Source organism: Streptomyces sp. NBC_00154 (genome assembly GCF_026342835.1).
In the GTDB taxonomy this organism is placed as follows: domain Bacteria; phylum Actinomycetota; class Actinomycetes; order Streptomycetales; family Streptomycetaceae; genus Streptomyces.
Genome location: NZ_JAPEMI010000001.1, coordinates 7322170 through 7335887, shown reverse-complemented (window position 1 = coordinate 7335887; position 13718 = coordinate 7322170). Strand labels below are relative to the sequence as shown.

Annotated in this window: 13 protein-coding genes and 3 pseudogenes; 5 read left to right on the top strand and 11 right to left on the bottom strand. The window is 68.2% G+C overall.

What is annotated here, in order from left to right:
- Positions 1–545: 545 nt before the first annotated feature.
- Positions 546–794 (bottom strand): hypothetical protein, encoded by a 249-nt coding sequence (locus OHA03_RS32865; protein WP_267007321.1) that lies wholly within the window; start codon positions 792–794, stop codon positions 546–548.
- Here OHA03_RS32865 and OHA03_RS32860 point away from each other — a divergent pair.
- Positions 745–891, top strand: a pseudogene (locus tag OHA03_RS32860) (alpha/beta hydrolase); the annotation flags it as partial. The gene OHA03_RS32865 and the pseudogene OHA03_RS32860 overlap by 50 nt on opposite strands.
- A 209-nt stretch (positions 892–1100) precedes the next feature.
- Here the strand turns inward: OHA03_RS32860 and OHA03_RS32855 are convergent.
- From OHA03_RS32855 to OHA03_RS32825, 7 genes and pseudogenes are all read right to left on the bottom strand, one after another.
- Entirely contained in the window at positions 1101–1373 is a 273-nt protein-coding gene (locus tag OHA03_RS32855) for an HPr family phosphocarrier protein (RefSeq protein ID WP_267007320.1), read from the bottom strand.
- 51 nt (positions 1374–1424) lie between these two features.
- Positions 1425–3434 carry a fructose-specific PTS transporter subunit EIIC gene (locus OHA03_RS32850; protein WP_267007319.1) on the bottom strand — a complete coding sequence of 670 codons (2010 nt, stop codon included), beginning with the start codon at positions 3432–3434 and terminating at the stop codon, positions 1425–1427.
- A gap of 85 nt (positions 3435–3519) precedes the next feature.
- Positions 3520–4467 carry a 1-phosphofructokinase gene (gene pfkB, locus OHA03_RS32845; protein WP_267007318.1) on the bottom strand — a complete coding sequence of 316 codons (948 nt, stop codon included), beginning with the start codon at positions 4465–4467 and terminating at the stop codon, positions 3520–3522.
- Positions 4464–5225: a DeoR/GlpR family DNA-binding transcription regulator gene (locus OHA03_RS32840; protein ID WP_267008250.1), complete on the bottom strand. Its 762-nt coding sequence runs from the start codon at positions 5223–5225 to the stop codon at positions 4464–4466. The genes pfkB and OHA03_RS32840 overlap by 4 nt, the downstream gene beginning before the upstream one ends.
- 326 nt (positions 5226–5551) lie before the next feature.
- Complete coding sequence (locus OHA03_RS32835) at positions 5552–5689, bottom strand: hypothetical protein (protein ID WP_267007317.1); 138 nt, start codon at positions 5687–5689, stop codon at positions 5552–5554.
- Between the two features lie 159 nt (positions 5690–5848).
- Positions 5849–6778, bottom strand: coding sequence for a ketopantoate reductase family protein (locus tag OHA03_RS32830; protein WP_267007316.1), 930 nt, complete (start codon positions 6776–6778; stop codon positions 5849–5851).
- A 375-nt stretch (positions 6779–7153) separates the two neighbouring features.
- Positions 7154–7786, bottom strand: a pseudogene (locus OHA03_RS32825) (CNNM domain-containing protein); the annotation flags it as partial.
- 338 nt (positions 7787–8124) lie between these two features.
- Here OHA03_RS32825 and OHA03_RS32820 point away from each other — a divergent pair.
- Positions 8125–8298 (top strand): hypothetical protein, encoded by a 174-nt coding sequence (locus tag OHA03_RS32820; RefSeq protein ID WP_267007315.1) that lies wholly within the window; start codon positions 8125–8127, stop codon positions 8296–8298.
- Between the two features lie 14 nt (positions 8299–8312).
- Here the strand turns inward: OHA03_RS32820 and OHA03_RS32815 are convergent, their stop codons facing one another.
- The 3 genes and pseudogenes from OHA03_RS32815 to OHA03_RS32805 all read right to left on the bottom strand — a co-directional run bounded on the left by OHA03_RS32815 (position 8313) and on the right by OHA03_RS32805 (position 10926).
- Positions 8313–9461 (bottom strand): acyltransferase family protein, encoded by a 1149-nt coding sequence (locus tag OHA03_RS32815; RefSeq protein ID WP_267007314.1) that lies wholly within the window; start codon positions 9459–9461, stop codon positions 8313–8315.
- 150 nt (positions 9462–9611) lie between these two features.
- Positions 9612–10106 (bottom strand): annotated as a pseudogene (locus tag OHA03_RS32810) (TerD family protein); the annotation flags it as partial.
- 55 nt (positions 10107–10161) lie between these two features.
- Positions 10162–10926, bottom strand: a complete 765-nt coding sequence (locus OHA03_RS32805; protein WP_267007313.1) for an alpha/beta hydrolase — start codon at positions 10924–10926, stop codon at positions 10162–10164.
- Between the two features lie 442 nt (positions 10927–11368).
- Between OHA03_RS32805 and OHA03_RS32800 the strand changes: the two genes are divergently transcribed.
- The 3 genes from OHA03_RS32800 to OHA03_RS32790 are packed head-to-tail and all read left to right on the top strand — an operon-like array spanning position 11369 to position 13645.
- Positions 11369–12322: an IS481 family transposase gene (locus OHA03_RS32800; RefSeq protein WP_267004077.1), complete on the top strand. Its 954-nt coding sequence runs from the start codon at positions 11369–11371 to the stop codon at positions 12320–12322.
- 29 nt (positions 12323–12351) lie between these two features.
- Positions 12352–13314 (top strand): SDR family NAD(P)-dependent oxidoreductase, encoded by a 963-nt coding sequence (locus OHA03_RS32795; RefSeq protein ID WP_267007312.1) that lies wholly within the window; start codon positions 12352–12354, stop codon positions 13312–13314.
- The gene (locus OHA03_RS32790; protein WP_267007311.1) at positions 13229–13645 is read left to right on the top strand and encodes a DUF427 domain-containing protein; all 417 of its coding nucleotides are present in this window, start codon (positions 13229–13231) and stop codon (positions 13643–13645) included. The genes OHA03_RS32795 and OHA03_RS32790 overlap by 86 nt, the downstream gene beginning before the upstream one ends.
- Positions 13646–13718: the final 73 nt, after the last annotated feature.

Here is a 13718-nt window from a genome sequence, read left to right as displayed (position 1 = left end):
AAGTTGCAGTCAGACCGTCCGGTCGGCCGGTCACTTCCGATTCGGGCATGACCGTCTTCCGTACGGAAGGCACAGCATGCGGGGTGATCAATCGATTTTCGGCCGCCTCGAACGTGCATGATCTGTCGCGTGCGCGCGAGGTGGGCAACGGCCGCCGGAACCCGGGCCGGTACGAGCGCGAGGCGTTCAGGAGTCGCGAAGGAATTCGTCGACAATCCCCGGCTCCGTCGTGGCGGCGAAGGCCGGCGCCGTCCGCGCCGCGAGGTCCGGAATGCGGTAGCCGTGCTCACCGGCGCCCAAACGATCCGCTCACGCCGGAGGAAGCCGCCGCGGGCCTTCTGGACTTTGACCCGATGGAAGTGGAGGAAGCCCTGAGATATGGTGGAACATCGTGGGGCGGTCCAACGAGCTTGTCGCCCACACTCGTTCGGACTTGATGAAGACACTCGCTCTGGCGAGGTGAAGTGCAACGACGGTGCTCCGTTGCCCGCTCCCAGACTCACGCAGATGCCCCTGAAACCTCGCGGACGGGTGCGCTGAGCTGGTCACTCCGGGGCGGAGCCATCGGCCGACGGCAGGCGCTCGCGACGTTTCGTGTTGGCTCTGTCGTGTATCGCCTTGATGAGCGCCTCGGGCGGCGTCCGGTGCTCGGCAGCCACGCGTTCCTTGAACCCGTCCCGCAGCGCCTTCGGGGCGTCGGAACCATGATCGGTCGGCAGAAAAGGAGGTCGGACGTGATGACCTCTCGCGTTGTTCGACGCCTTCGCCTCGAAGGAAAAGACGTTGTACGCCAACGCGGGCAGGCACAAGGAGCTTCCCAGGTTCGAGGCCGACAATGCGGTCCGGTTCTTCGCCCGGCATCTCGGCCGGGCCGTCACGTCACCGGCCTGACCTGACGTCTATCGGCGTCCGGCCACCGGTCGGGCGCCGGTACCACTACCCCCGGCAAACAGCTGACATGTCTCACACCACAGGTGTTGCGATCAATACGGTGCTGGGCCACAGCAAATGAGCTGCGAGGACTCCGTCGCGAGTCCCGCTCGAACGCCCGCCGTCCCCTGAGCCGTTGCGCGCCCGGTGGACGGCGGGAGCCACTGACGTTACGGCGTGGCATCAAGGTCGCGGGCGAGGAGCGTAGCCAGCTCCTCGACCGCGGCTTCCGCGCCGTCGCCCTCCGCGGCCAGCACCACTGAGTCGCCGTACTGGGCCGCGAGGGCGAGCACGGAGAGCAGACTCCGGGCGTCGACCCCGCTCTGACCGTCCCGGCTGATTGTCACCTTGACCGGCTGCCGAGTCGCTGCCTGGACGAGCAACGAGGCCGGGCGTGCGTGCAGACCGCTGCGGGAACCCACGGCGACAGTGCGCTGATGCATGGTGAACTCTCCTGTTTGGTAATGGGAGGAACGGAGTTACGGGGCAGACCGTCAGGCGGCGACGGAGATCTTGGGCTCTTCGATCGCCGGAGCCGGCGCCTCCGCGGTCCTGTGCATCCCCTTGAGGAGGACAACGAGTGCGGTCGCGACGGCCGTACCGGCCGCGATGGCCAACAGGTAGAGGAACGGATCGCCGATGAGTGGTACCACGAAGATGCCACCGTGCGGGGCGCGCAGTGTGCAGCCGAAGGCCATCGACAGCGCACCGGTCACCGCGCCGCCGGCCATCACCGACGGGATCACCCGGAGAGGGTCGGCCGCCGCGAACGGGATCGCGCCCTCACTGATGAAGGATGCGCCCAGGACCCAGGCCGCCCTGCCGTTCTCCCGCTCGGTCTTGGTGAACAGCCTGCCGCGCACGGTGGTTGCGAGTGCCATGGCCAGCGGCGGCACCATGCCGGCCGCCATCACTGCGGCCATCACCTTGAGGCTGCCGGGCGTCGGGTCGGCCAGCCCGCCGACCGCGAAGGCGTAAGCCACCTTGTTGAGCGGTCCGCCCATGTCGAAGCACATCATCAGGCCGAGGACGATGCCGAGAATGATCGCGTTCGAGCCGGAGAGCCCGTTGAGGCCGTCAGTCAGGGCCCGTTGGAGCGAAGCGATCGGCTTGCCGACAACGATGAACATCAGGAAACCGACGACCACCGAGGCGATCAGGGGAATCACCAGCACCGGCATGATGCCGCGCAGCGTGGGATGGACCTTCACCCGTTGGATCGCCATCACCACCGCACCGGCCAGCAGACCTGCCGCGAGGCCGCCAAGGAAGCCCGCGTTGATGGTGAGGGCGATGGCACCGCCGACGAACCCAGGGACGAGCGCGGGCCGGTCCGCCATGCCGTACGCGATATAACCGGCCAGTACCGGCACCAGGAAGGCGAATGCGGCGGTGCCGATCTGGTTGAGCAGAGCGGCCCAGCTGTCGGCCTCTCCCCAGACGAAGTGGTCCGCGACGGATTTGGCACTGGCGATTTCGTAGCCGCCGATGGCGAACGACAGCGCGATGAGGAGGCCCCCTGCAGCGACGAACGGCACCATGTAACTGACGCCGGACATCAGGTAGGTCCGCAACCGGATCCCGAAGTGTGCGTTGCCACCGCCGTTCGTGACCCCGTCGTCCTGCTGAGCGGCGCCACCCGTGACGGTGCTGTTCTCGCCGCGCTCCGCCTTCCGCTTGGCTTCGGCGATCAGCGCGGCGGGACGGTTGATCCCTGCCTTGACCCCGGTGTCGACGATGGGCTTGCCGTCGAACCGTGCCTTCTCGCGTACCTCGACGTCATGCGCCCAGATGATCGCGTCGGCAGCGGCGATGAGCCCTGGATCCAGCCTTTCGAACCCCGCAGAGCCCTGCGTCTCGACGTCGAGCACCACGCCTTCGGCGCGGGCCGCGGCTGCCAGCGACTCGGCGGCCATGTAGGTGTGCGCGATGCCGGTCGGACATGACGTGACGGCGACGATCCGGAAGGGTTTGTCGGCCGGTGCGGTGCTGTCCGCGGCAGGGCCGTTCGCTGCTGCACCCTCCGGGGGCGAGGCGTCCGAAGTGGAGGCGACCGACGTGGCCTCCTCGCCGCGGATCAGGGCCGCGGCCACGCTCGGGGCGCGCTCCGCGCGCAGTGCGCTCGTGAAGTCGGGGTCCATCAGCCGTCGTGCCAGGGCAGAAAGGATGGTGAGGTGGTCGTCGTCGGCCCCGGACGGCGCCGCTATCAGGAAGATCAGATCCGCGGGACCGTCCGCCGCACCGAAGTCGATGCCCCGCTCGCTGCGGCCGAAGGCGAGCGTGGGCGCGGTGACATGCTCGCTGCGGCAGTGCGGGATGCCGATGCCGCCTTCCAGACCCGTCGGCATCTGTGCCTCACGGGCGGCGACGTCGGCGAGGAAGCCGTCGAGGTCGCTGACGCGGCCCTCGGTGACCATCCGCTCGGCGAGCGATCGTGCGGCGTCGTACTTCGTCTCGGCAGACAGATCGAGATCGACCAGTGCCGCGGTGATCAGTTCACTCAACGCGGGGCTCCTTGCTCGTGAACCGTCCTGCGGGCGGCTCGGGGGGACTCGGGGCGGTGCGGGCTGGATAGCGGATGCACGACAGTCATGAAGCCGGTCCCGTCAGGGGTCGATCCAGGGCGATGTCGGTGGTCGTGGTGACCGCCGACAGGTCGAGTTCTGCGGGGGTCGGCATGACGCTGCCCGGCAGCTGCACGGCCGCCGTGCCGTGGGCGACCGCCGCGGCGAGCGCAGCCGGGCCTCGTCCACCCGCAGTGAGAAAGCCTGCGAGGGAGGCGTCGCCCGCTCCGACATTGCTGCGGACTGCGTCCACCCGGGCGCTGCCGAAGTACGTACCCGTACCGTCGACCAGCAGCTGTCCGTCGGCCCCCAGGCTGGCCAGAACGGACCGGGCACCGCGCTCGCGGAGCTCCTCCGCCGCTTTCACGGCGTCGCCCACCGTCTCCAGTGGGCGACCGACGGCCTCGGCGAGCTCCTCCGCGTTCGGCTTGATCACATCGGGGCGCTCCCGCAGCGCCGCGATCAGCGCCGCGCCGGAGGTGTCGAGGGCGATCCGGGCCCCGGCACGGTGGCTGCGTGCCACCAACTCGGCGTACCACTGCGGGGACAGCCCACGCGGCAGACTGCCACAGCAGACGATCCAGTCCGTGGTCGCCGACCGGGTTCTTACGGCATCCAGCAGGGCCTCTGCCTCGGCCACAGTGATCTCCGGGCCTACCGCGTTGACCTTGGTCAGTGTTCCATCGGGTTCGACCAGTGTGACGTTGATACGCGTGCTGCCGACGATCGGCACTCCGGCCGCCTCGATGCCGTGCTCGCCGAGCAGCCGGGCGAGCAGTGCGCCCTCAGGCCCGCCGAGCGGTGCGACAGCGATCGTACGGTGGCCGGCTGCCGCAACCGCGCGTGAGACGTTGATGCCCTTGCCGCCGGGGTCGACTCGGTCGTGGGTGGCCCGCAGCACGGCTCCGCGGGTCAGCCCGGGAAGCTCGTACGTACGGTCCAGGCTGGGATTGGGGGTGACGGTGAGGATCATGCGCGTACTACTTCCGTGCCCTGGCCCTCGATGGCAAGGGCGTCGTCCGAGCCGAGTCCGGTGTCGGTGATGAGCACATCGACCTGCGCGAGATCACCGAAGCGCGCGAAGTATTCCTGGCCGAACTTGGCGGAGTCGGCCAGGAGCACGACCCTCCGGGCGGCAGAGATCATGGCGCGCTTGACAGCAGCCTCGGCCAGGTCCGGCGTGGTCAGACCTCCCTTCGGTGAGAAACCGTTGGTGGCGAGGAAGACGACATCGGCGTTGATCTCGCTGTAGGCGTTCAACGCCCAGGCATCGACTGCTGCTCGGGTACGGTGCCGGACACGGCCGCCGACGAGATGCAGCGCGATGCCAGGGTGGTCGGCGAGCCGTGCGGCGACCGGCAGCGCATGGGTGACCACGGTGAGGTGGGCGTCGAGCGGGATGGCCGCAGCCAGCCGGACGGCCGTGCTGCCCGCATCGATGATCACGCTGCCGTCGGTGGGGAGCTCGCCGAGCCCGGCGGCCGCGATGCGCTCCTTCTCATCAATGGCCACTGCATCGCGCTCGGCGAGATCGGGCTCGAAGTCGAGCCGCCCGGCCGGAATCGCACCGCCATGGACGCGCCGCAGCAGCCCGGCCCGATCCAGCGCCTTCAGATCACGCCGCACGGTCTCAGCAGTGACCTGGAACTCCTCGGCCAGGGACAGCACATCGACCCGGCCGCTCTCGCGGGCAAGGCGGAGGATCGCCTGCTGCCGCTCCGGTGCATACATGTTGTTTTGGATCCGTTCCATGCCCGAGTGTGTGGATTCGCGGTCACGTTACGCCCATAGTTCGACGATGTAAACAGACTCGGGCATGTGCGGGCTCGATCGGACAGGTGACTGCCCCGGGTGCGATACGAGCACCCGGGTCGGCGGAGAACACGCCATCGCCCCCCATCGAGGACAGCCACTTCTCTCGGTGTCACTTCTCTCAGTCGGTGAACAGGCTGAAGATGCTCCCCGGGCGGGCCGCGACGCGGCGCCCCAGTGTGGCGGTGTCCGTGGGGGTCGCGGGTGGCGTGATGAGGTGTTCTCGCTCCGTCCGACCTCATCGGTCAGCCGGTCAGGGTGTCGAGCTTGGAGCTCCACGTGCTCGGGAGGTAGTCGGCCACCGGTGCAAGCACCTCCCGGTCCGCCCGCCAGAACCGCTTCGTCCCGTCTTTGCGCAGCGTAACCAGGCCCGCGTCACGCACGGGACGTCCTCTCACCGGTTCCCGGGTTGCCACTGCCCCGGGCAGACAAGACCCGCACGCCCCAGGCGCCGGGTCGGGAGGGCGACGGTCCCCTCCCGGCGCCTGGCACCTTCACGGACCCACTCGTACCGATTCTGGTCGGCCCGTGCTGCGCGGATTTCAGTCCATGGCGGGCCCGCCGAGTTCGTAGGGAGCCAGAATGTCCGCCACGGCCTGATTGCGCGGCACGGAGATTCCCATGCGAGTGGCGAGCTCGGCCACACCGCCGCTGAGCCAGGGCAGTTCCAGGCGGTTTCCGTGCTCGAGGTCGTTGTGCATGGACGAGGTCATGCCGGCTGGAAGTGTGTCGCAGAACGCGAGTCGGTCATCGGCGAACTTCTCGTCCAGCTGGACGCCTGACGCCTGGCCGACGGCGATGACCTCGGCCATCAGATCGCGCAACAGGGCGCGGGAGCGCGGATGGGCGCGGACGGCACCGATGGGCTGCCGGATGGCCGTCGTGGTGGCCGAGAGACCGACCAGAAAGACGAACTTCTCCCAGATGAGTCTCTCGATGTCGCTGCTGATCTCGGCCTCGATCCCTGCGGCGTGGCATGCGTCGAGAAACGCCCGTGCCAGCGGAGTCTGCTCCTGCTGGTAGTCGCCGAACACCACTTTCTGCAGGGTGCCGTTGTGGGTGATGACCCCGGGTTCCTGGATGAAGGCCGAGATGTAGCAGGCTCCGCCCAGGACTGCCTCGTCGGGCAGATGACGGCGCAGGATCATGTCCTTGTGCACGCCGTTCTGCAGGGAAAGGACGCGTGCTCCGCGGTCGACAGCCGGTCGCAGCTGCGCGGCAACATCGTCGGTGTCCCACAGTTTGACGGCGACAATGACGAGGTCGACGGGCCCCAGTTCGGAAATGCTCGCCACGGCGGAGTTGGCGGGAGCCCGGAACGCGCCCAGTGGGCTGCGGATTTCGAGTCCGTCGCGGCGGATCGCCTCGAGGTGGCGGCCTCGGGCAACGAAGGTCACTTCGTTGCCGGCGGCGGCGAGCCGGGTACCGAAGTACCCGCCCACCCCGCCGGCTCCGACAATGGCGATACGCATGACGTTCCTTTCATCGACTGGTTGTCCGCAGGCGCGTGGGTGCGCTCAGGACAGGGATCGTGTGCTGCACCCCGGTTGGGTTGCATCGCCTTGTGCCGTCGGGGCGACACGGAGTGCAGGAGGGCCTCGCCGCGTACTGCGTGGCAGTGACGGCGGAATGCCGTTGCGGAGATCAGGAGAACCACGCCGAGAGCAGCCAGGAGGATGGAATCCGCGGACGGTACAGGTCCCTTGAGCGCGGCACGCATGTACGGAGCGGCGAGCCCGAGACAGCTCAGGCCGTAGAAGACGGCCGCAGCACCTGCGAGATCGCGGGGGACGGCGAACGCTTCGACGCGAGTAAGTCCGGTAACAAGGAGCACTCCATAGCAGGCACTCCAGGGCGTGGTCGAGAAGCGCGGCGGTGTCCTTGGGCAGCTCACCCTGTTCATGGGACTCGCCGATGAGGTGGCCGAGCTCCTCCAGGGTGGCGCCGTGGTGCAGCTCCTCGACCGGCTCGATGCCAACCTTGCGCAGCAGCTTGTTGGCGGCGCCGTCGAAAATCCGCACGACCGGTCCGACGACCTTGAGATACGCGAGCGTGGAGGCGGCCAGGGACTTGGCCAGTCGCTCCGGCACGGCGATCGCGAGGTTCTTCGGCGCCAGCTCACCCAGCACCATCTGCACGACGGTGGCCAACACGAAGGCGAGGACCACGGAGATTCCGGTGACGGCACCGTCCGGGATGCCGATGCCGGTCAGGGCGGGATTGAGCAGTGCGGACACGGACGGTTCGGCGATGAAGCCGACGACCAGGCCGGTCACGGTGATGCCCAGCTGCGCGCCGGACAACATGAAGGACAACCGCTCCAGCACCTTCAGGGCGCGGGCGGCCTTCTTGTCGCCGGCCGCGGCTTCGCGTGCGAGGGCGAGCCGGTCGGCGGAGACGTACGCGAATTCCTGCGCGACGAAATAGCCGGTGCCGGCGGTCAGGATGAAGACGGCCAGAAGGCCAAGTGCGGCACTCATCGAACACCACCCCGCCGCGTGCCGTGCTCAGGTGAAATCTGGCGGGATGGTCGGGGACTGTGCCCCGGAGGGTCCGTCGGTCTGGCGGACAAAGCGTTGACTCCTCATGTATCACTGTGTGTCGGTCAACGGGTGTAGCCGGATCAATGTTCCGCGCCCCTTGGTGAGGTCGCGGACACCATGTGTGGGCAGCGCACCGCACGCGGTGGGAAGGGTATGTCCGTCTCCTCAGCCATGGCCAGGAAGAACTTTCGTCCCGCCGAGGACTGTCGGGACGTGGACCAGGCATAGTCTGGGCACGGCGCCAGGGCGGTATGCAGTGCTTCACGTCCCAGACCGTGCCCCTGCCGGCAGCCAACGATGGAGATGCGGTCTATGTAGCCGAGCCGGCACGGGTGGCAGACCTGGTACTCCAGCTGCCCCACCACTCGCTCTCGGTGCTCTCGTACGAGAACGGCCTGGCGGCCCGCCGGTGTGTCCGCGGTGATGCGTTCGAAGTGGACCACCGGTAGCCGCGCCGGACCACTCACCTCGTTCGCCGGACCTCGGTAGCGTTCCGTTTGAAGGCCCACTCCAACTTGGGTTCCATCGCGGGACGGAAGATCCGCTGCACGGGCGGGGTGCACAGTGCAGTGATGACCGTTGCGGCGATGAGGGTGGCGGTGATCTGGCCGAACGGCTGGTGGAGCCAGTCCTGGTCGTACCAGTGCCAGAAGCGGGAGCCCTTGGCGAGGAAGCCGTGGAGCAGATAGCCGTACAGCGTCCCGGCGCCGAGAGCGGTGAACCACACTTCGCGCCGGGGTACCCAGGCGAAGAAGCAGGCGACCAGAATCACCGAGCATCCGAACAGGGCGAGCGTCATGACGGCGCCGGTCCAGCCCGGCGCAGCCAGTTCCTGGGCGCTGTCGCGGCGGTAGTACCAGGCCGCGTTCATCTGCGGGGCCGCCCAGTACGCGACGGCCAGGGCGCCGGCGAAGACGGGGACGGCCAGAAGGCGGACCTCGCGGCGGCGTACCAGCTGGAAGTGGGCCGGCTGCAGGCAGAGACCGAGTACGAAGAAGGGCAGGAATTGCAGGACGCGCTGCAGGTCGAGGTCGTCACCGATGTCGGGCGAGACCGACGCGAGCACCGCGATGGCGAGCGCCAGCGGCAGCGGCCAGCGCACGACCTTCCACAGCGGGGTCGTGAGCCGCCAGATGACGAGCGCAGCCAGGAACCAGGTCAAATACCAGGGGTCCAGCAGGCTGATCGGATACGACGGGTCGCCGCCCGTCCACCGCTTGAAGAATGTGTACGCGACCTCGAAGACCACGTACGGAACGGCGACGCCGGTCACCAGGCGTTTGATCCGGCCGGGGCTCGCGTCGAAGCTACGCGAGAAGTAGCCGGAGATGACGATGAACGCCGGCATGTGGAAGGTGTAGACGGTGATGTACAGCGCGGCCGCGGCCCGGCTGTCCCCGCGCAGCGGCTCCCACGCGTGGCCCATCGCCACCAGCACGATCGCCAGGTACTTGGCGTTGTCGAAGAACGCGTCCCGCTTCTTCGCCGACGTGCGTGGTGTGGCGGGCGCCTTCCCTGGGGCCCGCCCGCTGTCCACGCCCTTTGCCGGGGCCTGCCGCTGGGGACGCAGTGACTTCGACGGCTGCTGTGTGGGCCGCATCGTTTCGCTCATGAGCGATCCCGCGTACAACATATGGAACCCACGCTGAGCATCTGCCGTCTTACAAAAAATGTGGGGGTGGCGTCGCTGTGAAACATCTGAGGCACCGTAATCACCAGCCTCGAGCCGCGCAAGCCCGAACCGGTGACAGCGTCGCGCGGGTCACAGGTGACGAGTGATGGCGGGAAGCAGGTCCTGGCAGGTGCGTCCTGCGGCGAGTTCGCCCAGGACTGCCAACTGCCGGCCGCCTCCGGATCGGTAGACCTTGGCCATGACTTGCGCGGTGTGGTGACCGCCGCCGGTAAGGGTGTAGCGGGCGAGTTCCTGCCCGGTGGTCTCGTCGATGAGACGGCAGTACGCATTCTGGACTTCCTCGAAGGTCTGGCCGGTGAAGGAGTTCACCGTGAAGACGATCTGGTCCACCTGCGCCGGCACGCGCTGGAGGTCGACGAGGATCGACTCGTCGTCCTGCCCGGTGCCGCCCACCAGATTGTCGCCGCTGTGCTGGACGGATCCGTCCTTACTGGTCAGCTGCTGGAGGAAGACGACGTCGACGTGGTAGCCGCCTGCGAAGAGAACGGCGGAGGCGTCGAGGACGATCTCGCGGGTGCCGGTCAGCTTGGCCAGGAACCCCTTGCGTGGGGCGGCGTGCCAGCCCCGGGGCCGCGGTTACGGCGCCCGGCCGGCAAGCCGGGCGCCGCAACCGCGCACGTCAGGCCGGCGAGGTGACCGCTCGGCCGAAGTGCCGGGCGAGGAACCGGACCGCGCTGTCGGCCTCGAACCTGGGGAAGTCGAAGTGCTTGCCCGCGTTGGCGTGCAACGTCTTCTCCTTCGAGGCGAAGGCGTCGAACAGCGCGAGGCTGGCCTCGCGCGGGATGCGCTCGTTGTCCCACTGCATGGCGAACTCGATGGGGATGGTGATCTGCTTCGCCTTCTCGATCAGGGCATCGGGCCACATCAGGCCGAAGACCGCGGCCGTGATCCTGGGCTCGGTCGCCACCAGCGGCACCCCGATCGCGGTGCCCATGCCGATGCCGACGTAGCCCACCGGGCCATCGGTGCCGATCTCTGGAAGTTCCTGAAGGGCGTCCAGGGTCGCCTGCCACTCGGGCACGGCGAGCTCCGCCAGGCGGGCGTTGTAACGGACGACGATCGGCCCTTCCGGCTCGCCCGCCGCCTGCGCCTTGCGCAGCTCGGCAATCTCCTGCTCGTCGTGCGCGGTGCGCGGCCGGTCGCCGTGACCGGGCGCGTCGATGACGGCGACATGGAAGCCGCAGCCGGTCACGAGGCGCTGTGCCCGGCCCGCCATCGCCAGATGCTTCTTGTGGTTGCCCCCACCGTGGCCCATCAGCACCAGGGGTGCCTGATCGGCGCCGGAGGCCGGCGACCAGAGCACACCGGGGACGTCGCCCACGATGAAGTCGCGTTCGATCATGCTGTTCGACGACGACTTGGCAGTGAATTGAAGAGAGTGCATAGGTGTTGCCTTTCGGGAGTGCCTTGTTGTCGAGGCACTCCCGGCGACACCTACGTCAATCGCCGGCCGTGACGGGAAGGGGGGCACCCACGTCGATACAGCGTTCATGGGTCTCACCTCCTCGGGCGGCGTCACGGTCCCGTCCAATCCCTTTCCCCGCCGCGTGATCACGACTCCGGACAGGCCCAGTCGGACGTCATCTCAATTGGCCCTGCCCGTACTTGAATGGTTCGGTACCGGGATAGCCACCGCCGGTGATTGTGGTGATCCAGCACAGACGCAACGGCTGGACCCGGACGTTCGCCGTCACGGGCCCTTGCCCTAGATGTTCTGACCACGGAGGTTGGTGACGGATCCCACGGCTTGGGGATCTTGAACGAGTGAGGGCCTTCCGGGTTCGGTGTGGATTGCGACATCTCCACCGAACGATCAGAAGGCCCTCATGCCCCACCGTAATGCACCCTTGACCGAGACCGGACGTCTGCGTCTGGCCCGCTGCGTCGTCGAGGACGGCTGGCCGCTGCGGCGGGCCGCCGAACGCTTCCAGGTCTCGCCCACGACGGCCCAGCGGTGGGCCGCCCGTTACCGCGAGCTCGGCGAGGCCGGTATGGCCGACCTCTCCTCACGGCCGCACCACAGCCCGCGTCGGACCCCGACCCGCACCGAGCGGCGGATCATCAAAGTCCGGCTTCTGCGCCGCTGGGGACCGGCCCGTATCGCCTACCTGCTACGGCTGAATCCCGCGACCGTGCACCGTGTTCTCACCCGGTACGGCCTCGCCCGCCTGGCCCACCTGGACCGCGCCACCGGCCGGGTGATCCGCCGCTACGAACACGTCGCTCCCGGCGACCTCGTGCACGTCGACATCAAGAAACTCGGCAACATCCCCGACGGCGGCGGCCACAAGGTCCTCGGCCGGGCCGAGGGCCGAAAGAACCGGGCGAACGCCGGCATGAGCTTCCTGCACAACGCCGTCGACGACCACTCCCGACTCGCCTACAGCGAGATCCTCACCGACGAGAAGAAGGAAACCGCCGTCGGATTCTGGCAGCGAGCCCAGACCTTCTTCACCGCTGCCGGCATCACCGTCCAGCGGGTTCTCACTGACAACGGGTCCTGCTACAGGTCACACCTTTGGCGCAACTCCCTTGCCGAACAAGGCATTTCACACAAGCGCACTCGGCCCTACAGGCCCCAGACCAACGGGAAGGTGGAGCGGTTCAACCGCACTCTCCTCGACGAATGGGCCTACGCAAAGCTCTACCGCACCGAGAGCGAACGACGCGAGGCCTACCCCGCCTGGCTGCACACCTACAATCACCACCGCGGACACACCGCGCTCAAGGGCCAACCACCCGCCAGCCGCGTCCCCAACCTCACGGGTCAGTACACCTAGAGCGCGGTCCAGCATCTAGCGTCTCCGTCATGACGACACCTCAGCACAAGATCGGATCGGGCTTCGGCGCCCGGAGCACCGTGGACGACGTCCTGCGCGGGATCGACCTGTCCGGCAGCACCGCGATCGTCACCGGTGGCTACTCGGGACTTGGTCTGGAGACAACCCGCGCCCTGGCGGGTGCCGGGGCGCGCGTCGTGGTCCCCGCCCGGCGACGGGCGGCCGCCCAGGAGGCGGTCGAGGGCATCGCCGGCGTCGAGACCGACGACCTCGACTTGTCCGACCTCGAAAGCGTCCGCGGTTTCGCCGAGCGGTTCCTGGCCTCGGGTCGCAAGGTCGACATCGTGATCAACAACGCTGGGGTCATGGCCTGCCCCGAGACGCGGGTCGGCCCGGGGTGGGAGGCGCAGTTCGCCACCAACCACCTCGGTCACTACGCGCTGATCAACCATCTCTGGCCGGCGATCGCCCGCGGTGGCGCCCGCGTGGTCGCCGTGTCGTCCGGCGCCCACGGCATCACCGGCGTGCGCTGGGACGATGTGCAGTTCGAGCGTGGCTACGACAGATGGCAGGCGTACGGACAGGCGAAGACGGCGAACGTGTTGTTCGCCATGCAGCTCGATGCGCTCTGCCGCGACGCCGGAGTCAGAGCGTTCGCGCTGCATCCGGGCAGCATCCTCACCCCGCTGCAGCGCCACCTCGCGAAGGCGGAGATGGTCGACGCGGGCTGGATCGACGAGACCGGCAACCCGACCGATCCCACCTTCAAGACGCCCGCGCAGGGCGCGGCGACGCAGGTATGGGCGGCGACCTCCCCCCAGCTGGCAGGCATGGGCGGCGTGTACTGCGAGGACTGCGACATAGCCGAGCCAGCCGGCGACAGCTCGGAAGGCGGCGTGCACGCACATGCGACCGACCCCGAGCAGGCCGCGCGCCTGTGGGCGCTGTCGGCCGACCTCACGGGCGTCGACGCTTTCGCGGCGGCAACCTAGCCCCGGACGTCGCGGGTCACGGTTTCAGGTCTGTGGCCGGCCGGCCCCATTCGGGGACACGGTGATCGCGCGGATCACGCGGTCGGCGGTGCTCTACGAGTCCGCGTGCGCACCGCGGTGGTACGTGCCGCGTGAGGACATCCAGGAGAAGGTACTGACGCCGGTAGGGGGCCAGACGTTCTGCCCCCACAAAGCGCTGACCGGCTACTACGACAGCGGCGAGTCCAGGAAGGCAGCATGGTTCTACCACGAGGGCTTACACCGAGGTCGGGCGGGTCGACGACCTGGTCCCCTTCGAGCCCGACAAGGCGGAGGTCTACCTCGACGATGAGCGCCTGGACCTCGACCCGGCAGGCAGGTGGTGCCGCACGGGGTCGACCGAGGCCTGAAGGCCGATGAAGTCC